This is a genomic window from Pseudomonas sp. SMN11 (genome assembly GCF_052041945.1).
GTDB lineage: Bacteria > Pseudomonadota > Gammaproteobacteria > Pseudomonadales > Pseudomonadaceae > Aquipseudomonas.
Genome location: NZ_JBKGGW010000040.1, coordinates 1 through 24,244, shown reverse-complemented (window position 1 = coordinate 24,244; position 24,244 = coordinate 1). Strand labels below are relative to the sequence as shown.

The following is a 24,244-nucleotide window of genomic DNA, read 5'->3' as shown; positions in this document are numbered from 1 at the left end:
CGACACGCCACGATCGACTCGGGCCTGCCGGCAAGCTGGCGAGTGGCACGGACCACCCGCCTAATCATCTTGTTATGCGCCGACCACGATCGGCCCGCTGTTGTTAACGGAAAGGTTCGGGCGCAGGGTGTCTCCCGCGTTAGCGGGAGCAACACCGGCCTCGAACTCCGAGCGGAAGTACTTGATGGCACTGCCCAATGGCTCGACGGCACCCGGTGCGTGAGCACAGAAGGTACGGCCTGGGCCGAGGAAGTTGACCAGCCCCAGCAGCGTCTCGATGTCTTCGGCGCGGCCCTGGCCGTTCTCCAGTGCGCGCAGCATCTTCACGCTCCACGGCAGGCCGTCACGGCATGGGGTGCACCAGCCGCACGACTCGCGGGCAAAGAACTCTTCCATGTTGCGCAGCAGCGAGACCATGTTGACGCTGTCGTCGACCGCCATGGCCAGGCCGGTACCCATACGGGTGCCGACCTTGGCGATGCCGCCGGCGTACATCTGTGCGTCGAGGTGCTCGGGCAGCAGGAAGCCGGTACCGGCGCCGCCTGGCTGCCAGCACTTGAGCTTGAAGCCGTCGCGCATGCCACCGGCGTAGTCTTCGAACAGTTCGCGGGCGGTGACGCCGAACGGCAGTTCCCACAGGCCCGGGTTCTTCACCTTGCCGGAGAAACCCATCAGCTTGGTGCCGTGGTCTTCGCTGCCTTCACGGGCCAGCGACTTGTACCAGTCGTTGCCGTTGGCCACGATGGCCGGGACGTTGCACAGGGTTTCGACGTTGTTCACGCAAGTCGGCTTGCCCCAGACGCCAACGGCGGCAGGGAAGGGCGGCTTGGAGCGCGGGTTGGCGCGGCGGCCTTCCAGCGAGTTGATCAGTGCGGTTTCTTCACCGCAGATGTAGCGGCCGGCACCGGTATGCACGAACAGCTCGAAATCAAAACCGCTGCCGAGGATGTTCTTGCCCAGCAGGCCAGCAGCCTTGGCTTCGTCGATGGCGCGGTTGAGGTTCTTCGCCGCGGTGGTGTATTCGCCACGCAGGAAGATATAGCCACGGTAGGCCTTCAGGGCGCGGGCGCTGATCAGCATGCCCTCGACCAGCAGATGGGGCTGTTGCTCCATCAGCATGCGGTCCTTCCAGGTGTTCGGCTCCATTTCGTCCGCGTTGCACAGCAGGTAGCGGATGTTCATGGATTCGTCTTTGGGCATCAGGCCCCACTTCACGCCAGTGGGGAAGCCCGCGCCGCCACGGCCCTTGAGGCCGGAGTCCTTGACGCTCTGCACGATGTCGTCGGCGGACATCTGCGCCAGTGCCTTGCGGGCAGCGGCGTAGCCGTTTTTCGACTCGTACTCGGCCAGCCAGACCGGCTCGCCGTCATCACGCAGGCGCCAGGTCAGCGGGTGGGTTTCGGCCGTGCGCGCGATGCGGTTGGCCGGGCCGAAGGAAGTAATGGTCATACGTAACCCTCCAGCAGTTTGGAAACGCCAGCCGGCTGCACGTCACCGAAGGTGTCGTCGTCGATCATCAGCGCCGGGGCCTTGTCGCAGTTGCCCAGGCAGCACACTGGCAGCAGGGTGAAGCGCCCGTCGGCAGTGGTCTGGCCGAGGCCGATGCCCAGCTCGCTCTGGATCTGGCTGACCACCGATTCGTGGCCGCCGATGTAGCAGACCATGCTGTCGCACACACGGATGATGTGGCGGCCAACGGGCTGGCGGAAGATCTGGCTGTAGAAGGTGGCGACACCCTCGACGTCGCTGGCCGGGATGCCCAGCACTTCGCCGATGGCGTGGATGGCGCCGTCCGGCACCCAGCCGCGTTCCTTCTGGACGATCTTCAGGGCTTCGATGGACGCCGCGCGCGGGTCCTCGTAGTGATGCATTTCGTGCTCGATGGCCGAGCGCTCGGTTTCGCTCAGGGCGAAACGGTCTGTCTGGATAAGCGTGCTGTTCATGCTTAGCGGTCCACGTCAGCCATAACAAAGTCGATACTGCCCAGGTACGCAATGAGGTCGGCGACCATGCTGCCTTTGATCACCGAAGGGATCTGCTGCAGGTGCGGGTAGCTCGGGGTACGGATCCGGGTGCGGTAGCTCATGGTGCCGCCATCGCTCGTCAGGTAGTAACTGTTGATGCCCTTGGTCGCCTCGATCATCTGGAACGACTCGTTGGCCGGCATGACCGGGCCCCACGAGACTTGCAGGAAGTGCGTGATCAGGGTTTCGATGTGCTGCAGGGTGCGCTCTTTCGGCGGCGGCGTGGTCAGCGGGTGATCCGCCTTGTACGGGCCTTCCGGCATGTTGCGCAGGCACTGGTCGATGATGCGGATACTCTGGCGCATCTCCTCGACACGGACCATGCAGCGATCGTAGGCATCGCCGTTGTGGGCCAGCGGTACTTCGAACTCGAAGTTCTCGTAGCCGGAGTACGGGCGCGCTTTACGCAGGTCGAAGTCGCAACCGGTGGCACGCAGGCCGGCACCGGTGGTACCCCACTCCAGGGCTTCCTTGGTGTTGTACGCGGCAACGCCGATGGTACGACCCTTGAGGATGCTGTTTTGCAGGGCAGCCTTGGTGTACTCGTCGAGGCGCTTGGGCAGCCATTCGACGAAGTCCTTGACCAGCTTGTCCCAGCCGCGTGGCAGGTCGTGGGCGACGCCACCGATGCGGTACCAGGCCGGGTGCAGGCGGAAGCCGGTGATCGCTTCGATCACGGTGTAGGCGCGCTGGCGGTCGGTGAAGGTGAAGAACACCGGGGTCATGGCGCCGACGTCCTGGATGTAGGTACCCAGGAATAGCAGGTGGCTGGTGATACGGAAGAACTCGGCCAGCATGATGCGAATCACGTCGACCTTCTGCGGCACCTGGATGCCGGCCAGCTTCTCGACCGCGAGCACGTACGGCAGGTTGTTCATCACCCCGCCGAGGTAGTCGATACGGTCGGTGTAGGGGATGAAGCTGTGCCAGGACTGGCGCTCGGCCATTTTCTCGGCACCACGGTGGTGGTAACCGATGTCCGGTACACAGTCGACGATCTCTTCACCGTCCAGCTGCAGGACGATACGGAAGGCACCGTGGGCCGAAGGGTGGTTCGGGCCAAGGTTGAGGAACATGTAGTCCTCGTTGGCGCCCTGACGCTTCATGCCCCAGGCTTCCGGGTTGAAACGCGCCGATTCCTCTTCAAGCTGCTGCTTTGCCAGGGTCAGGCTGTAGGGATCGAACTCGGTGGCACGGGCCGGGTAGTCCTTGCGCAACGGGTGACCTTCCCAGGTCGGCGGCATCATGATGCGGCTCAGGTGCGGGTGGCCGGCAAAGTCGATGCCGAACATGTCCCAGACTTCGCGCTCGTACCAGTTGGCGTTTGGCCAGATGCCGGTCACTGTCGGCAGGTTCAGGTCGCCTTCGCTGAGCGACACCTTGATCATCACATCGCTGTTACGTTCGACCGACAGCAAGTGGTAGAACACGCTGAAGTCGGCAGCTGGCAGGCCACGGCGCTGGGTGCGCAGGCGCTCGTCGACGCCGTGCAGGTCGTACAGCATGCTGTAGGGCTTGGCGACGCCGCGCAGGAAGCTGAGCACTTCCTTGAGCTGGGCGCGCTTGACCCACAGCACGGGCATGCCGGTGCGGGTTTCCTGGGCGACGAATGCGTCGGCGCCAAAACGGTTGTGCAGTTCGACGACCACATCCTGGTCGTCAGCCTTGTAGGGCGGAATGAAAATAGCGTTGTCCGCTGTCATGGTCTCGGTCGCTTTGGGTCAGCGTTAAGAATGAAGCCAGGCCGCCGGCTCCATCGGGAGCGGGCGGCAGGTCGCTGGATCAGACTTCGTCGGGGCTGCGCAGGTTGGTTACCGCAATGCGCTGTTCACGACGCAAGTCTTTCTGGGCTGGCATCTCGGCACGGTAGATGCCTTGATCACCAACCACCCAGGAAAGCGGGCGTCGTTCTTGGCCGATCGACTCCTGCAGCAGCATCAAGCCTTGCAGGAAAGCCTCAGGGCGTGGCGGGCAGCCAGGCACGTAGACGTCCACGGGGAGGAACTTGTCGACCCCCTGAACGACCGAGTAGATGTCGTACATGCCACCGGAGTTGGCGCACGAACCCATGGAGATGACCCACTTCGGTTCGAGCATCTGCTCGTACAGGCGCTGGATGATCGGCGCCATTTTGACGAAGCAGGTACCGGCGATGACCATGAAGTCGGCCTGACGCGGCGATGCCCGGATGACTTCGGCGCCGAAGCGGGCGATGTCGTGGGGTGCCGTGAAGGCCGTGGTCATTTCCACGTAGCAGCAGGACAGGCCGAAGTTGTACGGCCAGAGGGAGTTCTTGCGACCCCAGTTGACCGCGCCACGCATCACATCTTCAAGCTTGCCCATGAAGATGTTCTTGTGGACCTGGTCCTCGAGCAGCTGGTCAGTGACGGTTTCCCGATCACCTACCGGGTATTGCTCGTTGGGCGCATCCGGATCGATTCTGGTGAGATTGTATTGCATTGCCAAAGCCTCATTGTTTCAGCTTCGCTTGCCGCTTGCGGCGACCTTCGGGTGCCCAGTCAAGAGCTCCGACGCGCCATAGGTAGACAAGACCAGCCAACAGAATTGCTATGAAAACGAGTGCTTCGACGAATCCGGTCCAGCCGCTTTCGCGGACGGACACAGACCATGCATACAGGAAGAGGGCTTCGATATCGAAGATCACGAACAGCATCGCGACCAGATAGAATTTGGCGGACAGGCGCAGGCGGGCGCTGCCGACGGGCAGCATGCCGGATTCGAAGGGTTCGTTCTTGGCGCGGCCCCAGGCCTTGCTACCGAGCAGGCTGGAGAGACCGAGCATGAAGGCACACAGGCCGACGACACCCAGAAGGAAGATGGCAAAGCCCCAGTTGTGGGCGATGAGTCCTGCCGAATCGGACATGCTAGAGATCCTTATACAGAGACCCAGCTCTGCAGTCTGAAATAAGTAGAGCGGCGACGTGGTGTCGCAGGTGCAGTGACCAAATGTCGCAGCTGAATCAATCGGGCTGATTTTATGGGTAAACCCGATGCAAGTAAAATTTCCGTTGCAAATTTATTCGTAGGATTTAGAACAAAACCCGCGCCTAACTGGCTGAAAGCCTTGAGATTCGGGCATTGCATACGGTTTTGTTAATTATGTTTCTTGCGAGTGGTAACGAATTACAAGCCTAGTAATGATAATTAATATCATTTGACTTGATGCCTTTGTATTTGGCTGTTCTGTGTCTTGTAAAGTTCATCTGCAGATTCCCCCTACTTGTAAATGCGAAAGACTCGTGTTCTAGCAGCTTCCGATACCGCGCGCACCGCTCTGGGTCAATACTTTATCGGTTGAGCCGTGACGGACTGACGATGCGATGGCCCACTGGCCGAGCCAGTAGGCGAGGATGATCAGGTGCGGCGCGGCGGCGAACGGCCTGACGAAGCGGTCGATGCCGATTAGGCTGTCGGAGAACACGAACAGGCAGGCGCCAATTGCGGCGACTCCGCTGCAGGCCAGCGCGCGCCAGAGCATGGCGCTGATGGCCAGTGCGTAGACCGCGACCGGGGCCAGCAGCGGGCCAAGGCCGTGGCTGGCCAGCACGCCGAACAGGGTGATGCCGGTGATGGCGCTCAACAGCAGTGCGGGCAGAGCGGGGCGCAGGGTCTTGCCGCAATAGGCGCGCAGGTAGGCCAGGTGGGCGCAGAGGAAGGCGGCCAGGCCAAACACGAACAGATCGGCAGGGATGGCCAGGAGGATGTCGCCCAATACCGAGAACGCCAGGCCGATGGTGATCCAGCGGCGGTAGGGTGTGGCGGGGGCGGTGTATAGCCAGGCAATCAATGCCATGACTGGAACGGGCTTGGCCAGCAGGCCGAGCAGGGCGTTGTCACTGGCCAGTGCATATAGATAGAGGGCGGCGGTAGCCAGGGCGAGCATCATCAGGTGGCTTGGACGGGGCATGGGCGGTCCTTGCTGCTGGGCTGCCACAAGCATAGCCCTGATCCTGGGTTTTGCGTTCTCAGGTCCGCTGCAATCCTTGTAGGAGCGGCCTTGTGTCGCGAAAGGGCTGCGCAGCAGCCCCAGCAATATGTGCATTAGCGCCAAAACCCTGGGGCTGCTGCGCAGCCCTTTCGCGACACAAGGCCGCTTCTACAGGTTGCGTGAAGCTCAAAAAAAGGCCCGGGGCTTTCGCAAGCCCCGGGCCTCTGTCAGCAACCCACTATCAGTGGAACTGCTCTTCCTCGGTCGAGCCGGTCAGTGCAGTCACCGACGAGGCGCCACCCTGGATCACGGTCGTCATGTCATCGAAGTAGCCGGTGCCGACTTCCTGCTGGTGCGCCACGAAGGTGTAGCCCTTGCTGGCGTCGGCGAATTCCTGCTCCTGCAGCTTCACGTAGGCGGTCATGTCGTTGCGGGCGTAGTCGTGCGCCAGGTTGAACATGCCGTGCCACATGTTGTGGATACCGGCCAGGGTGATGAACTGGTGCTTGTAGCCCATGGCCGACAGCTCGCGCTGGAACTTGGCGATGGTCGCGTCGTCCAGGTTCTTCTTCCAGTTGAAGGAAGGCGAGCAGTTGTACGACAGGATCTGGTCCGGGTATTCCTTCTTGATGGCTTCGGCGAAGCGGCGAGCTTCGTCCAGGTCCGGTTTGGCAGTCTCGCACCAGATCAGGTCGGCGTACGGGGCGTAGGCCAGGCCGCGGGCGATGGCCTGGTCGAGGCCGGCACGCACCTTGTAGAAGCCTTCACGGGTACGCTCGCCGATCACGAACGGTTGGTCGTACGGGTCGCAGTCGCTGGTCAGCAGGTCGGCGGCGTTGGCATCGGTACGGGCCAGGATGATGGTCGGCACGCCCGATACGTCGGCAGCCAGGCGCGCAGCCACCAGCTTCTGCACGGCTTCCTGGGTCGGTACCAGTACCTTGCCACCCATGTGGCCGCATTTTTTCACCGAGGCCAGCTGGTCTTCGAAGTGCACGCCGGCGGCGCCCGCTTCGATCATGTTCTTCATCAGTTCGTAGGCGTTCAGCACGCCGCCGAAACCGGCTTCGGCGTCGGCCACGATCGGTGCGAAGTAGTCGATGTAGCCGTCGTCACCTGGGTTCTTGCCGGCTTTCCACTGGATCTGGTCGGCGCGGCGGAACGCGTTGTTGATGCGCTTGACCACGGTCGGTACTGAGTCCACCGGGTACAGCGACTGGTCAGGGTACATGGACTCGGCCGAGTTGTTGTCGGCGGCGACCTGCCAGCCAGACAGGTAGATGGCCTGGATGCCGGCCTTGACCTGCTGCACTGCCTGGCCGCCGGTCAGGGCGCCCATGCAGTTGACGAAATCTTTTTCTGGGCGGAAGGATGGGTGGGCACCTTCGGTGACCAGCTTCCACAGTTTTTCTGCACCCTGGCGGGCAAAGGTGTGCTCAGGTTGCACGGAGCCACGCAGGCGAACGACATCGGCGGCGGTGTAGGTACGGGTCACGCCTTTCCAGCGCGGGTTCTCGGCCCAGTCTTTCTCGAGGGCTGCAATTTGCTGTTCGCGTGTCAGTGCCATGGAAATAAACCTCGTCGCATCGATCTTGGGTTAATTGTGCTGATGCTCGGGGCCGATCAGGGACTTGGCGGCTGTCCTGTCCGGGGGAGTGCGGCGGCGAACGCGAAGGCTCGAAGGGGAAGGAGGTGCAGGTCAGGCGCAGGTGTGCTCCGGCAGGTCGGCTCGTGGTTGCCTTGCTGCGGTGCTACGCGATTGCCATTACTGCGGTGATGCGCTTCCGTCCCTCGGGACAACTTCTTCGTTGCAGTCGCAATCCCGTCGAACCGCCTTGTGGGCCGTATAGACACGAGGTGCCTCCAGGGGTGGGAGGAGTACGCCTCGAAGGCCCTTGCCAGGGCCCCTGATTAGCGGGAGCGAGGCCATCATGCCTTTGGGAAAAAGACCCTGTCAACGGTTTTGTAGTGCTTTTTTCTACTTACTACATCTTTGGTCTAGTGCGACCTGGCGGTCAGTTTCAAGGCCTTTGGTCGAGGCCTTGAATTGCCTGGGTTCAGTCCAGAAGGTCGACTTTGACGCGCAAAGTCATGTTTTCACCCCGTTGTGTGCTGTACGTGCGACTTGACGGGGTGCGCTCGGCTTGGCTCTGCTGGTTGTAGCCGGCCAAGGTGATCCACTCGCCGAGCCTGCCACTAATTGTCGTGTCGGTACTTTGCACTTTCACTACATCGGCACGTTCCTGGCTCATTCGGTCATTATTGGTGCTTATTTGCAGACGAACCGTATCGCCGCTCAGGCTCGGCGTGACGTAGAAACCCTGGGTCACATTGCGGTATTCGGTGTTGCTCTGAATGCGCCCGTAGCCATCGGTGCTGGTACTGGTGATCGGGATGCTCTGGCCGATCTGGATCAGCGCTGGCTGGCCTTCGCTGGCCTGAATTTGCTGCAAGCCACCGTCGCGGTTGCTGGTGCCGTAGCGGATGACCTGGCCATCGCCGCGGGTGTCCTGGTAGTTGCTGTCATTGTTGTCGACGCTGATCAGCAGGCGTTTCGGGGCGGTGTCCAGCTGTTGCAGCAGGGCGCGCAGGTCGTCGATGCGTTCGGGGCTGGCATTCACGATCAGCTTGTTCTCGAAGGCGCTGACCGTGCCGTCGCGGCCGATGAAGGCCTGGGCGGCAGGCAGCAGTTCGGCGCTGCTGCGATGCTGCAGGGGCACCACCTCGGTGGCAGCCTGGGCGGTGAGGCTGGCGGCCAGCAGCAGGGCAGTGAAGAGGGGGCGTAGCGGCATGTCCATGATCTCCGCAGATGGAATCAACATGATGGCAAATTTGTCAGGAGTTTGCCGTGCTACGGGCTTTATCCTCAATTATCCGGCGAACTGTAAAATATAGTCCGCCGGATAATTGAGGATAAAAGCCGTGGCTCTGCGGTGGCCGCTGTCAGACAAATTCCGTAACATCGCGTCCCTTGATTTTCCGTACTGTCCGCTTGGACCGCACCACAGGATGCCCATGAAACCCGCCCGACTACGTGCCGACCTGCTCGCCGGCCTGACCACCTCGTTCGCCCTGGTGCCCGAGTGCATCGCCTTCGCCCTGGTAGCCCACCTCAACCCCTTGATGGGCTTGTATGGCGCTTTCATCATCTGCACCCTGACGGCGTTGTTCGGCGGTCGCCCAGGGATGATCTCCGGTGCCGCAGGCTCCATGGCGGTGGTGATCGTCGCCCTGGTGGTGCAACACGGTGTGCAATACCTGCTCGCCACGGTGCTGCTGAGTGGGGTGGTGATGATCCTGTTCGGCCTGCTGCGCCTGGGCAAGCTGGTGCGGCTGGTGCCGTACCCGGTGATGCTTGGTTTCGTCAACGGCCTGGCGATCGTCATCGCCATGGCCCAGCTCGAGCACTTCAAGGACGGTGAGCATTGGCTCAGCGGTGCACCGCTGTACCTGATGATCGGCCTGGTGGCGCTGACCATGCTGGTGGTCTACGTGCTGCCGAAGCTGACCCGTGCGGTGCCGCCGGCACTGGTGGCGATCCTCGGAGTTGGCGTGGCGGTGTACCTGCTTGACCTGCCGACGCGCACCCTCGGCGACATGGCGCACATTGCCGGTGGCCTGCCGCAGCTGGCGCTGCCGCAGGTGCCGTGGACCCTGGAAACCCTGAAGATCATTGCCCCTTACGCGGTGCTGATGGCCATGGTCGGCCTGCTGGAAACCCTGCTGACTCTCAACCTCACCGACGAGATCACCGAGAGTCGCGGCTACCCGGACCGCGAATGCGTGGCTCTGGGGGCGGCCAACATGGTCTCCGGCCTGTGCGGTGGCATGGGTGGCTGCGCGATGATCGGCCAGACCGTGATCAACCTCAGCTCCAACGGCCGTGGTCGGTTGTCGGGTGTGGTGGCCGGGGTGATGATCGTGCTGTTCGTGCTGTTCCTGTCGCCACTGATCGAGCGCATTCCGCTGGCGGCGCTGGTCGGGGTGATGTTCGTGGTAGCCCAGCAGACCTTTGCCTGGGCCTCGCTGCGGGTGTTGCACAAGGTGCCGGTGAGCGATGTGCTGGCGATCATCGCGGTGACCGTGGTGACCGTGTTCACGGACTTGGCCACGGCAGTGCTGTTCGGCATCGTCATCGCGGCAGTGAACTTTGCCTGGCAGCACGCCCGCGAGCTATATGCCGACAGCCACGTGGACGGGGAGGGGAGCAAGCATTACCAGGTGCATGGCACTTTGTTCTTTGCCTCGACCACGCCGTTTCTCAACCAGTTCAACCCCGCCAATGACCCTGCCAAGGTCACCCTCGATTGCCAGCATCTGAGCTTTGTCGATTATTCGGCGATTGCGGCGTTGAAAACCCTGCGTGAGCGTTATGCCAAGGCCGGCAAGCACTTGCGCGTGGTGCATCTGTCGGAGCGTTGCAAGAAGCTGCTGAAGCGGGCTGGCGAGCAGCACTGAAGTTCTGCGCTGCCTTTGCCGGCCTCTTCGCGGCACAGGAGTATGTCATTCCCCGCGGTTTTTTTTGACGATGCCATCGGCAATGCTCGCCGGCGCCTCGGCATAGCGGGTGAACTCCATCGAAAAGCTCGCCCGCCCCTGGGTCATCGAGCGCATCGAGGTGGCATAGCCGAACATCTCGCCTAGCGGCACCTCGGCGCGGATCACCTTGCCCGCCGGTGTCTCGTCGCCATCCTGGATCATCCCCCGGCGTCGGCTCAAGTCGCCGAGGATATCGCCCTGATACTCCTCCGGCGTCACCACCTCGACTTTCATCACCGGCTCCAGCAACACCGCGCCGCCTTTCTGCGACAGTTGCTTGGTGGCCATGGAGGCCGCGATCTTGTAAGCCATCTCGTTGGAGTCGACGTCGTGGTACGAGCCGTCGAACACCGCCGCCTTCAGGTTGATCAGCGGGTAGCCGGCCAGTACACCGTTCTTCATCTGCTCCTCGATGCCTTTCTGGATCGCTGGGATGTACTCCCGTGGCACCACGCCGCCGACGATCTCGTTGACGAACTCCAGGCCTTCCTTGCCTTCGTCGCCGGGGGCGAAGCGGATCCAGCAGTGGCCATACTGGCCGCGCCCGCCGGACTGGCGAACGAAGCGGCCCTCGATCTCGCAGGTATTGCGGATCTTCTCGCGGTAGGCCACCTGCGGCTTGCCGATGTTGGCGTCGACGTTGAACTCGCGTTTCATGCGGTCGACGATGATGTCCAGGTGCAGTTCGCCCATGCCGGAGATAATGGTCTGGCCGGTTTCTTCATCGGTGCGCACGCGGAACGACGGGTCTTCCTGGGCCAACTTGCCCAGCGCGATGCCCATCTTCTCCTGGTCGCCCTTGGTTTTCGGTTCCACCGCCACCGAGATCACCGGGTCGGGGAAGTCCATGCGTTCGAGGATGATCGGCTTGTCCATGTCGCACAGGGTGTCGCCGGTGGTGACGTCCTTCATGCCGATCAGCGCGGCAATGTCGCCGGCACACACGTCCTTGATCTCGGCGCGCTGGTTGGCGTGCATCTGCACCATGCGGCCGATGCGTTCCTTCTTGCCCTTAACCGAATTGAGCACGGCGTTGCCTGAACTGAGCACGCCGGAATACACCCGGGCGAAGGTCAGGGTGCCGACGAAGGGGTCTGTGGCGATCTTGAAGGCCAGGGCAGAGAAGGGCTCCTTATCGTCGGCATGGCGTTCCAGGTGCTTTTCTTCGTCGTCCGGGTCGGTGCCTTTGATCGCCGGGATTTCCGAAGGCGCGGGCAGGTAGTCGATCACCGCGTCGAGCATCAGCGGTACGCCCTTGTTCTTGAACGACGAGCCGAGAATGGTCGGGACAATTTCATTGGCGATGGTGCGCTGGCGCAAGGCGGCCTTGATTTCATCGACGCTCAGTTCCTCGCCTTCGAGAAACTTCATGGTCAGCTCATCATTGGCTTCGGCGGCGGCCTCGATCATGTGCGCACGCCATTCGTCGGCCAGCGCCTGCAGTTCGGCGGGAATGGCTTCTTCGCGGTAGCTGGTGCCCTGGTCGTTGTCGTTCCAGTAGATCGCCTTCATCTTCACCAGGTCGATCTGGCCGATGAAGTTCTCCTCGCTGCCGATGGCCAGCTGGATCGGCACCGGGTGGTGGCCCAGGCGCTGGTCGATCTGTTTGACCACCCTCAAGAAGTCGGCGCCCTGGCGGTCCATCTTGTTGATGTAGGCCAGGCGCGGCACATGGTACTTGTTGGCTTGGCGCCAGACCGTCTCCGATTGCGGCTCGACGCCGTCGGCGCCGCTGAACACCACCACCGCGCCATCGAGCACGCGCAGCGAGCGCTCCACCTCGATGGTGAAGTCGACGTGGCCGGGGGTGTCGATGATGTTGAAGCGGTATTTGTCGGCGAACTGCTTGGTCGAGCCTTGCCAGAAGGCCGTGGTCGCCGCCGAGGTGATGGTGATGCCGCGTTCCTGTTCCTGGGCCATCCAGTCCATGGTCGCGGCGCCATCGTGCACCTCGCCCATCTTGTGGTTGACCCCGGTGTAGAACAGGATGCGTTCGGTGGTCGTGGTCTTGCCAGCGTCCACGTGGGCGACGATGCCGATATTGCGATACAGCTCGATGGGCGTTGTACGGGCCATGGCGGACTACCTGCGGATGGGCGGATTCCCCCACGGTAGCAGAGCGGGGGAATCCTGCCCGACCGCCGGGCCGTCAGTCAGCCTGGGCTTGCAGCATCCACTGGCCGTCGATTTCGCGGGCCAGGCCGCTGGCTGGCAGCAGGGCCAGCAGGCGCTGGTGCAGGGCGGCTTCGGTGAAGGTCTTGAGTGTGGTGAGGTCCAGGGCGCCGATCAGACTGAGGTCGGCCTTGGTGTACGATAGCCAGGCCTTTTTCAGCACCTGGGCGACGTCGCTGCCGGCGGTGCTGGCGAAGCGGCGGTGCCACGGGCGGCCTTCGAAGGTGAAGTTGTGTGCGTGGCTGTAGGTGCTTTGGTCGCTGCCATCGGCGCAGCGGTGGCAGCGGCACGGGCCTTCGCCGAAGGCGTTGCGCAGGTAGCTGTTGAAATCCACGACGGGCTTGAGGGTCAGGCGTTTGTCGACCTCGAACAGGTCGGCGATCAGGGGTTCTTCGGCGCTCACTCAGGTGTCCTCGTGTGGTGTGGCGTGCATCGGCGGGCACCCTAACAGATCGGGGCGGGGGAGGCCATGTGGATCTGGTCGGCGGGTAGAGACAAGCGCCGAAGGCTGCCGTACTCTACGCGCCTTCATGCCTACACATCCCTTTGAGGTAACCCCGCTTGAGCACCAAGTACCCTTACACCGCCACCGTGACCATCAGCGCCGAAGACCGCGGAGGTGACACCGAAGCCTCGGAAAATCCGGGCATGCGCGTCGGTCTGGAAGCGGTAACCGAAACCCTGAAGAAGGTGCATTTCGTCGGTACGCTCGCGGCCCCCGAGAAAACCGCCACGCACATCTGCGTGACCCTGGAGAACGGCCTGACCTACTACGGCCCGATCGTCAACGGCCACGCCGAACTCGAAGGCGGCTGGATCGCCTTCGAGTCCGACATGCTCACCCCTGAAGAGCTGGGCCTGTAAGGCTCAGCTCAGTTCAGCCAGGCACCGCTCGAGGATATCCAACCCTTCCTCGAGCACCTCAGCCTCGATGGTCAGCGGTGCCAGCAGGCGAATGATGTGCCGCGCCTTGCCGCTGGGCATCAGCAGCAACCCCTTGGCCCGCGCCGCTTCCATCACCTTGGCCAACTGGGCTGGCGCCGGGCTGCCGTCGGCATTGACGAACTCGATGCCGCGCATGGCCCCGGTACCGGTCAGGCGGCCGATGTACGGGCTCAGGTTCGAGGCCTTCCAGCGGGCGTGGCGGCCGACGATCGCCTGTTCCTGGCGCTCCCCCCAAGTGGCGACGTTCGCGTCGGTCATCTGTGCCAGGCTCGCCAGCGCCGCCGCGCAGGCGATCGGGTTGCCCGAATAGGTGCCCCCCAGACCGCCCTTGGGCAGTGCCGCCATCAGGTCCTGACGCCCGACCACTGCGCCCAGCGGCATGCCGCCGGCGATGCTCTTTGCCAGCAGCAGCAGGTCCGGTTCGATACCCAGGCGCGGGAACGCAAAACGCTGGCCGGTACGGCCAAAACCGGACTGGATCTCGTCGATGATGATCAGGATCCCGCGCTCGTCACAGAAGCGCCGCAGCGCCTGGGCAAACGCTGGGTCAAGGGCGAGGAAGCCGCCTTCGCCTTGCACCGGCTCGAAGATGAACGCCGCCACCTCCTCCACCGCCAACTCGACGCTGAACAGGCGGTCCATGGCCTTGAGCGCCTGCTCGCAGGTCACGCCGGTATCGGGGCTGGGGTAGGGCAGGTGGTACACCGGCCCTGGCAGTTCGCCGACCCGCTGCTTGTAGGGCGCGACCTTGCCGTTGAGGTTGAGGGTGGCCAGGGTGCGGCCGTGAAAGCCGCCGTCGAAGGCGATGATGGCGCGTTTGCCAGTGGCGGCGCGGGCAACTTTCAGCGCGTTCTCGGCCGCTTCCGCGCCGCTGTTGGTGAGCATGCCGGCCAGCGGGTAGCTGACCGGGACGAACTGGCGCAGGCGCTCCATCAGTTCCAGGTACGGGCCATGGGGCGCGGCGTTGAAGGCGTAGTGGGTCAGGCGGCCGGCCTGGGCCTGGATCGCCTCGACTACGGCCGGGTTGCAGTGGCCCAGGTTGAGCACGCCGATACCGCCGACAAAGTCGATGTAACGTTTGCCGTCGGTATCCCAGACTTCGGCATTGCGGCCATGGGAAAGTGTGATCGGATGAACGATGGCGATGGATTGACTGATACTTTCCAGATTCATGGGCACGCGGACCTTGTTCGAGTTTCTTAATATCCAAGCGCGCCGCAGTATTATTCCGCAAACGAATTATTCGATTGCGATCATTCCCTGGATTCGCGAACTTTACCGATCACCTTCGGCCACCCGCTCGCGAATCCACTGTACGAAGGCCTTGACCTTGGGCACTTCGGCGGCGTGTTCGGCGTGGGCGATGAAATGCCGGCCATTGCTCGCCACCGGGTGGTCCCAGGCCACCACCAGTTTGCCTTCGCTCAGTTCTTCAGCCACCAGGTAGCGCGGAATCAGGGCAATGCCGCAGCCGGCGATGGCCGCGCGGATACACAGGTAGAACGTGTCGAAGCGCGGCCCGTGGTAGCTGTTCTGGCTATGCAGGCCCAGCCCCAGGAACCATTCGTGCCAGGCCTCCGGCCTTGATGCGCACTGCAGCAGCCGGTGTTCGGTGAGCGCCTCGGCGCTGTCGAAACGGTGCCGCGCCAGCAGCTCGGGTGCGCACACCGGCAGCACCTCCTCGCTGAACAGCTCGATGCAGGTGGCCCCCGGCCAGGTGCCCTGGCCGAAGAAGAAGGCGATATCGGCCTTGGCCTGCACCAAGTCGAACGGTTCCAGCTCGTTGCGGATGTCCAGGTGGATGCGCGGATGGCGGTCGCCGAAGCCCTTGAGCCTGGGCACCAGCCAGCGCGCACCGAAGGTTGGCTGGGTGGCGATGCGCAGCACCTCGGTCTCGTCACCGTAGCTGAGGATGTAGCGGCTGGAGATGTCGATCTGGGTGAGGATCTTGTTCACTTCGGTGAGGTACAGCGCGCCGGCCGGGGTCAGGTGCAGGCGCCGGCGAATGCGCTGGAACAGCGAATGCGACAGCATGTCCTCGAGCTGCGCGACCTGTTTGCTGACGGCGCTCTGGGTCAGGTGCAGCTCCTGTGCCGCACGGGTGAAGCTCAGGTGCCGGGCGGCGGCTTCGAAGCACTGCAGGGCGGTGGTCGAGGGCATCAGGCGTTTGGACATGGCAGGTGCGTACCGAGCAAAAAAGGATGAAGTTCATTCCATACTGGAATCATGTGCTTCGAAAAGGTCGTTTGTTGACCTCGCCCTATAGATTAATACTGACCTCGATCAATGATTACAACCGGTACGGCGAAGAGGAGGTAACTGCGCGACCGGCGATATAAAAAAACAAGAATCAGCAACACGACCTACAAGAATTCTGCTCCAACTTTTCAGCCGACGACGGCACTCAAGCCGCACGCCGGCCGACCCATTCGAGGGTTCTCCATGGCTTCGCTACACAACAACAAACAGCGTTCCTTGCAGCACGGCCTGACCTCGCGTCAGGTGTCCATGATTTCCATTGCCGGCATCATCGGTGCCGGCCTGTTCATCGGTTCTTCCAACGCCATCGCGACGGCGGGCCCGGCCATTCTGATTTCCTACGCCATGACCGGCCTGCTGGTGCTGCTGGTGATGCGGATGCTGGGCGAAATGGCCATCGCCAACCCCAACAGCGGCTCGTTCTCCACCTACGCCTCGGAGGCCATCGGCCCCTGGGCAGGCTTTACCATCGGCTGGTTGTACTGGTGGTTCTGGGTGCTGATCATTCCGGTCGAGGCCATCGCCGGTGCAGACATCCTGCACGCCTACTTCCCGGGCGTGCCGTCCTGGCTGTTCGCTTTCCTGATCATGGTCGTGCTGTCGGGCAGCAACCTGGTCAGCGTGAAGAACTTCGGTGCGTTCGAATACTGGTTCGCATTGGTCAAGGTGGTCGCCATCATCGCCTTCATCGGCGTCTGCAGCCTGGCTGTGTTCGGCTTCTGGCCGCTGGCAGAGGTGTCCGGCATCAGTCGCCTGTGGGACAACGGCGGGTTCATGCCCAACGGTTTCGGCACCGTGCTCGGTGGCGTACTGATTACCATCTTCTCGTTCTTCGGCGCCGAGATCGTCACCATCGCCGCCGACGAGACCGCCAACCCGAAAGACAAGATCCGCCGTGCCACCAACCTGGTGGTGTACCGCATCGCGATCTTCTACCTGGCGTCGATCTTCCTGGTGGTGTCGCTGGTGGCCTGGAACGACCCAAGCCTGAAGGCGGTAGGCTCGTTCCAGCGCGCGCTGGAAGTGCTCAACGTGCCGGGCGCCAAGTTGCTGGTAGACCTGGTGGTGCTGGTGGCCGTGACCAGCTGCATGAACTCCGGCCTTTATACCGCTTCGCGGATGCTCTATTCGCTGGGTGCCCGCGGCCAGGCGCTGAGTATGACCAAGCGTATTTCCGGTGCTGGCGTACCGACCGTGGCGGTGATCCTCTCGACCCTGGCCGGCTTCGTCGGTTGCTTCGTCAACTATGTACTGCCGGGCAAGGTCTTCGGTTTCCTGTTGTCCACCACTGGCGCCATCGCCTTGCTGGTGTACCTGGTGATCGCCGTGTCGCAACTGCGCATGCGGGCCCGCGCCGAACGAGAAGGGCGGCCGCTGGAGCTGAAGATGTGGCTGTTCCCGTGGCTGACCTGGCTGGTGATCGGCACCATCGTCATGGTCCTGGGCTACATGCTGTTCAGCGATGTTTACCGCTACGAGACGCTGATGACCGCTGGCGTGACCCTGTTCATCCTGCTGGTGTCGCTGACCCAGAAGGGCGGCAAGGTGGTTGCCCAGCCGGCTTGAGGTTTCTGCTTTAATGGGGGCGTTTCGCGCCCCCATTCCAACAAGCACAGGCAGCGTATGAACGATTACTCCCTTTCCCTCCAGGCTCTCGCCGCCCCCGAAGGCACCTGCTTCGGTTGTGGCTGCTCCCACCCTTCCGGCCTGCACCTGCACAGCCACTGGGATGCCGATGGCATCCACCTGTTGTGCCGACACTCCCCCGACAGCACTTATATCGGCTGGCCCGGCCTGGTCTATGGCGGCTTGCTGGCCATGCTGGTCGACTGCCATTCCAACTGGACAGCCATGGCCTACCACTACCGCGCCGAAGGCCGCGAAGCGGGCAGCTTACCGCGCATCGATTGTGTCACCGGCAGCCTCGGGCTGAACTACCTCAAGCCCACCCCGATGGGCGTGGAGTTGCTGCTCAAGGCACGCGTGGAAGGCGAGGTCGGGCGCAAGACCCGGGTCATCTGCGAGGTCTGGGCGGGAGATGTGCTGACGGTCAGTGCCGACTCGGTGTTCGTGCGGGTGGACACCGAAAAGCTCAAGCTCAAGGCGCACGGCCAGGCCAGCTGATCAACGGCGGGTGATGGTCAGCCAGCCGGGATGTCTCTACAGTGACGGTTCCCTCTCAAGCCCAAGGTTGAACATGACCGATCTGAGCGCTTTCCCCATCACCCGTAAATGGCCCGCGAAGCATCCCGAGCGCCTGCAGCTTTACTCGCTGCCCACGCCCAACGGCGTCAAGGTGTCGATCATGCTGGAGGAGATCGGCCTGGCCTACGAGCCGCACAAGGTCAGCTTCGACAACGATGACCAGCTGAGCCCCGAGTTCATCTCGCTCAGCGCCAACAACAAGATCCCGGCGATCCTCGACCCCAACGGCCCGGGCGGCCAGCCGCTGCCGCTGTTCGAGTCGGGGGCGATCCTGCAGTACCTGGCGGAAAAGAGCGGGCAGCTGCTGAGCCAGGATCCGGCCCAGCGTTACCAGACCCTGCAATGGCTGATGTTCCAGATGGGCGGCATCGGGCCGATGTTCGGTCAGGTTGGCTTCTTCCATTTCTTTGCCGGCAAGGAATACGAAGACAAGCGCCCGCGCGACCGTTACGTCAATGAATCGAAGCGCCTGCTGGGAGTGCTGGACCGGCACCTGAAGGGGCGCGAGTGGATGGTCGACGAGTACAGCATCGCCGACATCGCCATCTTTCCCTGGGTGCGCAACCTGGTGGAGCGCTATAACGCACGGGAGCTGGTGGGCTTCGATGAATTCAAGGAAGTGCAGCGGGTGCTGGCGACATTCCTCGAACGGCCAGCGGTGCAGCGTGGCCTGAAAATCCCTGCCTGATCCGCTCACACCGGCCCTTTTTGTAGGAGCGGCCTTGTGTCGCGAAAGGGCCGCAAAGCGGCCCCAGGATTTCAGCGTTAAGCACATATTGCTGGGGCTGCTTCGCAGCCCTTTCGCGACACAAGGCCGCTCCTACAACGCCTGTGTTTCAGTCTAGAAAATCTGGTTCAGCAGCCAGTACAGGCTACCGGCCAACAGCATCGCCGCCGGCAGCGTCAGCACCCAGGCCATCAGCAGGTTGATCAGCGTGCGCTTCTGGATCCCCGAGCCGTTGGCAACCATGGTCCCGGCCACCCCCGAGCTCAGCACGTGGGTGGTCGACACCGGCAGCCCGAACATGTCCGCCGCACCAATGGTGCACATCGCAACCACTTCCGCCGAAGCCCCCTGGGCATAGCTCAGGTGGGTCTTGCCGATCTTCTCGCCCACGGTCACCACGATACGCCGCCAGCCGACCATGGTGCCCAGGCCCAATGCGATGGCCACGGCGACCTTCACCCACAGCGGGATATAGCGGGTGGCATCGTCCAGCTGCGTCTTGAACAACAGCACATGGCTGCGGGTGTCGGCGTCGAGCGCCACCAGCTGTTGCTTCTCGATCAGGCGGATGGCTTCGCTGGTCAGGTACATGTCGTTGCGCACGTTGGCCATGGCTTCCGCCGGCACTCGCTGCAGCGAACCATAGCCTTTGACCTGGTCACCGATCATGCCGGTGAGCGCGGCCAGTGCCGGCACCAGCTGCGGGCTGGCCTTGGGCTCGGCGATGAAGGCGGTCAGCGCCTGGCGCGGATCGGCCGGGGCGGGCCCGGGATCGGTGCGCAGCAAAGCTTGGCGCGTGACTTCGGCAACGGCTGAGAATTGCAGCGCCTGCTCGCTGGGCATGGTCTTGTTCAGGGCATAGGCCATCGGCAGGGTGCCGACCAGGATCAGCATGATCAGGCCCATGCCTTTCTGCCCGTCGTTGGAGCCGTGGGCGAACGACACGCCGGTGCAGGTCAGGATCAGGATGCCGCGGATCCACCATGGAGGCGGCGTGCGGCCTTCTGGTGCCTGATACAGTTCCTTGCGCTTGACCAGCGCCCGCAGGGCCAGCAGCAACAAGGCTGCACAGGCAAAGCCGATCAGTGGTGAGAACAGCAGGGCATAACCCACCTTGCTGGCCTGGCTCCAATCGACGCCGCTGGTACCGTCACGCCCGTGCATCAAGGCGTTGGCCACACCGACGCCGATGATCGAGCCGATCAGCGTGTGCGAAGATGACGCCGGCAGTCCCAGCCACCAAGTGCCGAGGTTCCAGATGATGGCCGCCAGCAGCAAGGCGAACACCATGGCGAAGCCCGCCGAGGAGCCGACCTTTAGAATCAGCTCCACCGGCAGCAGGGCGATGATGCCGAACGCCACCGCGCCACTGGAAAGCAGCACACCCAGGAAATTGCACAACCCGGACCAGACCACCGCCACTGGCGCCGGTAACGAGTGGGTATAGATCACCGTGGCCACCGCGTTGGCGGTGTCATGGAAACCGTTGACGAATTCGAAGCCCAGGGCGATCAGCAGCGCCAGGCCCAGCAGCAGGAAGGGCGTGACGGTGGTGATTACCGTGCCGCTGGCGGTCACGTCCTGCTTGAGGTTCCAGGCGGTGTAGGCGATACCGGCCAGCAGCAGGCCGAAGAACAGCACGAGGGTGGCTCGCCCGGGTTTGTGCGAGAGTTGCGGGCGGGAATCGCTATGGCCCAGTGGCGGCTGGCTGGCCAGGGACGGGGTTGCCATGGGGGCTCCGATTGGCGTCGGCGAGGGTGGCTCTGAGGATAGAAACAATTCCTCGCCCGGACGTGACCTCGGTCAATGAATTACCTAGGCTCAAGACAGACGGTAAAGGCAGGAGAACCTCATGATTCGCTGCAAGCGCGTCTATGACGCGGCAGAGAAGGAAGATGGCCAGCGTGTGCTGGTCGACCGGCTGTGGCCGCGCAACAAGCGCAAGGACCAACTGCATGGCGAGTGGCTACGCGACGTGGCGCCATCCACTGAGTTGCGCAAGGCGTTCCACCAGGGTGAGGTGGATTTCGCAGGGTTCACCCAGCGCTATCAGCAGGAACTGGCGGCGCACCCGGAACACTGGTACCCGCTGTTGGACCTCGCAGCCAAAGGCAACCTGACCTTGCTGTATGCTGGCAAGGACACCGAGCACAACAACGCCCAGGTACTGGCAGCCTGGCTGGAAGACGAACTGGAGCGGCGCGGCCCGGGCAGCTCGCCGGTGTGCTATGCCCGTTGAGCTGATCGCCGCGAGCGATGCCTGGCGCACCTTTGCCCGCGACGTCACGCGACGGGCGATGTTGCCCTATTACCGCGAGTTCGACCTGTTGTGGATCGAGGAGGCCTTTGACGAAGCCTGGGGCTGGCGCGAGCAGTGGCTGGTGACGGAAGGGGAGACCGTGCTGGGTTTCTGCAGCCTTAGCCAGGACCGGCAGGCGTTGTTCATTCGTGAGTTGCACCTGTTGCCAGAGCAGCGTGGGCACGGGGTGGGCAGTCAGGTGCTGGACACGCTGGCCGAATGGGCGGCGCAGCGGCGTTTGCCGCTCTTGAGGTTGATGGTGTTCAAGAGCAACCCGGCGCGGCAGTTGTACTTGCGCCATGGGTTTGTCGAAATGGGCGAGGATGGTTGCTTTGTGAGAATGCAGCGGGTTATCGGTTGACCTCTGCCGGCCTCTTCGCGGGCTCGCCCGCTCCCACAGGATCACCACAATTCTGAATGCTGTGGAGTACCTGTGGGAGCGGGCAAGCCCGCGAAGAGGCCGGTGCAGTTACAGCAGATGCTGGATCACTGCTGCCTTACCCGCACCGTCTCACCCTGGCGAACCGTGGCCTCGAGCAGCTGCCCCTGCAAGGGCAACAAGTCTCCGATCAACAGGTTCTGCAACAACGGCTTGCCATCGAAGCTGTTGCCCCCCAGCACCACATCCTGCACACCCTCCACCCGCACCAGCGCCTTGCCGACCCGGCCCAGGCGGTTGCCGCTGAGTACCAGTGGCCCGGCCAGCGGCGTGGCATTGCGCAGGCTGATGGCATATTCCGCCGTGTTGCCGATGCGGTTGTCGAGCAGCGCCACGGCGCCCACCTCGCTGGCATCCACCGCGCTGCCCTGGCTGCTGGCCAGCAGGTTGTCATCGATTACCAGCGGTGTCGCTGCAGTGGGCCCCAGGTTGCGCAGCTGGATGCCATTGCCCCGGCTATCGCCGATGCGGTTGCCGGCCAGCAGCACTGCGCCCTGTTGCTCGCTGACTTCGATGGCGGCCTTGGTCGCACCGAGGATCAGGTTGCCTTCGACCAGGGCGCGGGTCTGGCCACGCAGGCGCACGCCGCTGTTGTTGTCGATGCCACGCAGCTGGTTGCCCTGCAGCTTGACCTGGCTGTTCTGCACATCGATGGCGTACTGCTGCGACTGCTCGAACTGGCTGCCACTGATGCTCGCCTGGCTGTGCTGCAGCTCCACCGCGCTGGACATCTCGCTGAACTGACTGTCGCGGATGATGACTGTGGCCGGGCGCGTGCTGGCGGCCTGCTGGGTGCTCAACGCCGTGGTCAATCCACGCGAGAGGTTGGCGTTGTAGCCCAGGCGCTTGAGCGTCGAGCCGATCACCTGGGTATGGCTGCCAGCCCAGGCCACCACGAATGGCCGCCAGGCGCGGTCGGTGCTACCGGGCCTGGCGCCGGCCATGCTCTCCAGCCTGGACTGGTTGAGCCCGAACCAGCCCTGGTTGATCAGCGCCGTGCCGGAGAAACTCGACAGGTACAGGCTGGTGCCTTCGAGCACCAGCCCGGCATCGCTGCCGATCATCAACGGATAGCTGAGCAGGTAGCCGTCCTTGTAGCGCTTGAGGATGCGCGGGTCGTTCATTGCGTCGTGCAATTGCGCCAGGGTGATGCTGCCACCACGCAGCATCACCACCTGCGGGTGGTGCGCCTGGTAACCGGCGATGGCGCGGAACAGGCCGTTGTTGACGAACGGCTCGAACGGCCAGCTGCCGGCCTGAGCAGAGAACATCGGCTGCAGGCTGACGCTGGCGCGCCCGGCCGGGCGTTGCCGTTCGGCCTGCTGGAAGGCCACGGCCTGGCGCACCTGCCGGCGCAGCTGGTCGGCCTTGAGCTGGCGTTGCTCAGCGGGCAGGGTGTCGACGGTCTGGTTGACCGGCAGCGATTGGCTGGCGGCATGGGCAGCGCCTGCCAGGCACAGGGCGGCCAGGCAGGTGAGGGAAAAGCGGGCGAGGGCAGCCATGGGTCAGCTCCTTGATCCGGGCATTGGGGGGTAGAACGCTTTGATCGGGCCGCCGAGCTGGCTGTAGTTGTCCACCTCGCCGTCTTCGCTGTCGTATAACTGGCGCGCCAGCGCATGGCCGGGGTTGCGCTGCAGGAACGGGATCAGCCAGGCCAGCTTGTACGGTGCCACGTCCGCCTGGGACTGGCCCTTGAGTTCGGGCAGGTCGCCGGGGTCGAGCACCGTGCGGGCAGCGAAGTTGGCCAGCAGGTCGAGGGTCTGCTGGTCTTCGTTGCTCCACGGCAGGCCATTGGCGCGTGCCGATTCGGCCAGCAGCACCAGCGGCACCAGCGCGTACTGGCTGTAGTTGGCCGCCAGCTTGCTGCGCGCCACTTCCAGCGGCAGGTAGGCGTAGTTGCCGTTGCTGGCACGCACGGCCTGGGCCAGGCCGCGGCGCAGGTTGCCATCGGCCCACTGGATGAAGTCGTCGCGGCCGACCAGCATGCCGGTGGCGGCCACGGCCCAGGCGGCCCAGTAGTCATGGTTGTTGAAGTACACACCGCTGGCGCGGCGCCGTGGGTCGTACTCGCGGATTACCAGATCGGCGAGGCGGGTGAACCAGCTGCGCTGCGTTTCGCTCAGTTGCAGCTTGCCGTCGGCTGCCGACTGGGTCAGCAGCACAGCACCGGCCATGGCCGCCAGCGCCCACTTGCGCGCGGCCATGCCGGTGCCGCTGGCATCCGGGTTGAGCAGGGCGCCGGCTTCGGCCCAGTGTTGCAGCCACTGGTCCTGGCAGGCCAGGGCCATGTTGGCGTCCTGGGGTTTCTTGGCGCCCTGGAAGCGTTTACTGGCGTAGATCAGGCCGCCGACGAACTGTTTGACCTGCTTGGCGATCTGCTCGCTGTTGGCATCGGGGTTGCTGCGCAGGGTCGACTTGCTGGCGTCGCGCTGGTCGTACTTGCTTTCCAGGTGCAGGCTGCCGGTGTAGGGCGCGGGCGGTTCCTTGGTGCAGGACAGGGTGCGGTAGTCGGCGACCATGGCCGACTGCGGGGTGCTGTGGGCGGGCCAGATGGATTGCGCCGCCTGTGTCAGTGGGCTAATCAGGAACATCATGAGCATCACTGGGGCTGCTTTGCAGCCCTTCGCGGGCATGCCCGCGAAGGGACGCAAAACGGACCCAACCAACAGTATCCCAAGCACCGCCA

General features: G+C 63.3%; 22 protein-coding genes. 7 read left to right on the top strand and 15 right to left on the bottom strand.

Annotated elements, in window-relative coordinates; all coding sequences use genetic code 11:
* Positions 1-72: 72 nt before the first annotated feature.
* The 8 genes from nuoF to ACLEJU_RS24575 form a co-directional block, all read right to left on the bottom strand.
* Positions 73-1,449, bottom strand: coding sequence for an NADH-quinone oxidoreductase subunit NuoF (nuoF, locus tag ACLEJU_RS24610; protein WP_435424323.1), 1,377 nt, complete (start codon positions 1,447-1,449; stop codon positions 73-75).
* Positions 1,446-1,943, bottom strand: coding sequence for an NADH-quinone oxidoreductase subunit NuoE (nuoE, locus tag ACLEJU_RS24605; protein ID WP_003251433.1), 498 nt, complete (start codon positions 1,941-1,943; stop codon positions 1,446-1,448). The genes nuoF and nuoE overlap by 4 nt, the downstream gene beginning before the upstream one ends.
* A 2-nt stretch (positions 1,944-1,945) precedes the next feature.
* Positions 1,946-3,727: an NADH-quinone oxidoreductase subunit C/D gene (gene nuoC, locus ACLEJU_RS24600; RefSeq protein ID WP_027920599.1), complete on the bottom strand. Its 1,782-nt coding sequence runs from the start codon at positions 3,725-3,727 to the stop codon at positions 1,946-1,948.
* A gap of 79 nt (positions 3,728-3,806) precedes the next feature.
* The gene (locus ACLEJU_RS24595; RefSeq protein ID WP_027920598.1) at positions 3,807-4,484 is read right to left on the bottom strand and encodes a NuoB/complex I 20 kDa subunit family protein; all 678 of its coding nucleotides are present in this window, start codon (positions 4,482-4,484) and stop codon (positions 3,807-3,809) included.
* Between the two features lie 10 nt (positions 4,485-4,494).
* Complete coding sequence (locus ACLEJU_RS24590) at positions 4,495-4,908, bottom strand: NADH-quinone oxidoreductase subunit A (protein ID WP_011534614.1); 414 nt, start codon at positions 4,906-4,908, stop codon at positions 4,495-4,497.
* Positions 4,909-5,289: 381 nt separating this feature from the next.
* Positions 5,290-5,952 (bottom strand): lysoplasmalogenase, encoded by a 663-nt coding sequence (locus tag ACLEJU_RS24585; protein WP_435424322.1) that lies wholly within the window; start codon positions 5,950-5,952, stop codon positions 5,290-5,292.
* A gap of 262 nt (positions 5,953-6,214) precedes the next feature.
* Positions 6,215-7,540 (bottom strand): isocitrate lyase, encoded by a 1,326-nt coding sequence (gene aceA, locus ACLEJU_RS24580; RefSeq protein ID WP_054913919.1) that lies wholly within the window; start codon positions 7,538-7,540, stop codon positions 6,215-6,217.
* Between the two features lie 490 nt (positions 7,541-8,030).
* Positions 8,031-8,765 carry a secretin N-terminal domain-containing protein gene (locus ACLEJU_RS24575; protein ID WP_435424635.1) on the bottom strand — a complete coding sequence of 245 codons (735 nt, stop codon included), beginning with the start codon at positions 8,763-8,765 and terminating at the stop codon, positions 8,031-8,033.
* 223 nt (positions 8,766-8,988) lie between these two features.
* On the opposite strand from ACLEJU_RS24575, the gene ACLEJU_RS24570 reads away from it, so the two are divergent.
* Positions 8,989-10,431, top strand: a complete 1,443-nt coding sequence (locus ACLEJU_RS24570) for a SulP family inorganic anion transporter (protein WP_435424636.1) — start codon at positions 8,989-8,991, stop codon at positions 10,429-10,431.
* Between the two features lie 45 nt (positions 10,432-10,476).
* Here ACLEJU_RS24570 and fusA read toward each other — a convergent pair whose 3' ends face one another.
* Both fusA and ACLEJU_RS24560 read right to left on the bottom strand, forming a co-directional pair.
* Entirely contained in the window at positions 10,477-12,588 is a 2,112-nt protein-coding gene (gene fusA, locus ACLEJU_RS24565; RefSeq protein WP_110639122.1) for an elongation factor G, read from the bottom strand.
* Between the two features lie 73 nt (positions 12,589-12,661).
* On the bottom strand, positions 12,662-13,087 hold the full coding sequence (locus ACLEJU_RS24560; RefSeq protein WP_435424637.1) for a hypothetical protein: 426 nt from the start codon (positions 13,085-13,087) through the stop codon (positions 12,662-12,664).
* Positions 13,088-13,245: 158 nt separating this feature from the next.
* On the opposite strand from ACLEJU_RS24560, the gene ACLEJU_RS24555 reads away from it, so the two are divergent.
* A complete protein-coding gene (locus ACLEJU_RS24555; protein WP_054884890.1) occupies positions 13,246-13,548 on the top strand; it encodes a hypothetical protein in 303 nt (100 codons plus the stop codon).
* Between the two features lie 3 nt (positions 13,549-13,551).
* Here ACLEJU_RS24555 and ACLEJU_RS24550 read toward each other — a convergent pair whose 3' ends face one another.
* A complete protein-coding gene (locus tag ACLEJU_RS24550; RefSeq protein ID WP_435424638.1) occupies positions 13,552-14,802 on the bottom strand; it encodes a 2-aminoadipate transaminase in 1,251 nt (416 codons plus the stop codon).
* 102 nt (positions 14,803-14,904) lie between these two features.
* Positions 14,905-15,804 (bottom strand): transcriptional regulator GcvA, encoded by a 900-nt coding sequence (gene gcvA, locus ACLEJU_RS24545; RefSeq protein ID WP_435424639.1) that lies wholly within the window; start codon positions 15,802-15,804, stop codon positions 14,905-14,907.
* Positions 15,805-16,071: 267 nt separating this feature from the next.
* On the opposite strand from gcvA, the gene ACLEJU_RS24540 reads away from it, so the two are divergent.
* The 3 genes from ACLEJU_RS24540 to ACLEJU_RS24530 all read left to right on the top strand — a co-directional run bounded on the left by ACLEJU_RS24540 (position 16,072) and on the right by ACLEJU_RS24530 (position 18,781).
* Positions 16,072-17,454, top strand: a complete 1,383-nt coding sequence (locus ACLEJU_RS24540) for an amino acid permease (protein ID WP_435424640.1) — start codon at positions 16,072-16,074, stop codon at positions 17,452-17,454.
* Positions 17,455-17,511: 57 nt separating this feature from the next.
* Entirely contained in the window at positions 17,512-18,012 is a 501-nt protein-coding gene (locus ACLEJU_RS24535; protein ID WP_435424641.1) for a PaaI family thioesterase, read from the top strand.
* A 73-nt stretch (positions 18,013-18,085) separates the two neighbouring features.
* Positions 18,086-18,781 carry a glutathione S-transferase N-terminal domain-containing protein gene (locus ACLEJU_RS24530; protein WP_435424642.1) on the top strand — a complete coding sequence of 232 codons (696 nt, stop codon included), beginning with the start codon at positions 18,086-18,088 and terminating at the stop codon, positions 18,779-18,781.
* A gap of 153 nt (positions 18,782-18,934) precedes the next feature.
* On the opposite strand, the gene ACLEJU_RS24525 is transcribed toward ACLEJU_RS24530, so the two are convergent.
* Positions 18,935-20,551: an inorganic phosphate transporter gene (locus ACLEJU_RS24525; protein WP_435424643.1), complete on the bottom strand. Its 1,617-nt coding sequence runs from the start codon at positions 20,549-20,551 to the stop codon at positions 18,935-18,937.
* 121 nt (positions 20,552-20,672) lie between these two features.
* Between ACLEJU_RS24525 and ACLEJU_RS24520 the strand changes: the two genes are divergently transcribed.
* Together ACLEJU_RS24520 and ACLEJU_RS24515 are read left to right on the top strand one after the other, a co-directional pair.
* Complete coding sequence (locus tag ACLEJU_RS24520; RefSeq protein ID WP_435424644.1) at positions 20,673-21,059, top strand: DUF488 domain-containing protein; 387 nt, start codon at positions 20,673-20,675, stop codon at positions 21,057-21,059.
* Entirely contained in the window at positions 21,049-21,480 is a 432-nt protein-coding gene (locus tag ACLEJU_RS24515; RefSeq protein WP_435424645.1) for a GNAT family N-acetyltransferase, read from the top strand. Before ACLEJU_RS24520 ends, ACLEJU_RS24515 begins: the two co-directional genes overlap by 11 nt.
* 125 nt (positions 21,481-21,605) lie before the next feature.
* Here ACLEJU_RS24515 and ACLEJU_RS24510 read toward each other — a convergent pair whose 3' ends face one another.
* Complete coding sequence (locus tag ACLEJU_RS24510) at positions 21,606-23,060, bottom strand: right-handed parallel beta-helix repeat-containing protein (RefSeq protein ID WP_435424646.1); 1,455 nt, start codon at positions 23,058-23,060, stop codon at positions 21,606-21,608.
* A gap of 3 nt (positions 23,061-23,063) precedes the next feature.
* Positions 23,064-24,152, bottom strand: a complete 1,089-nt coding sequence (locus tag ACLEJU_RS24505; protein ID WP_435424647.1) for a polysaccharide lyase — start codon at positions 24,150-24,152, stop codon at positions 23,064-23,066.
* Between the last annotated feature and the right edge of the window lie 92 nt (positions 24,153-24,244).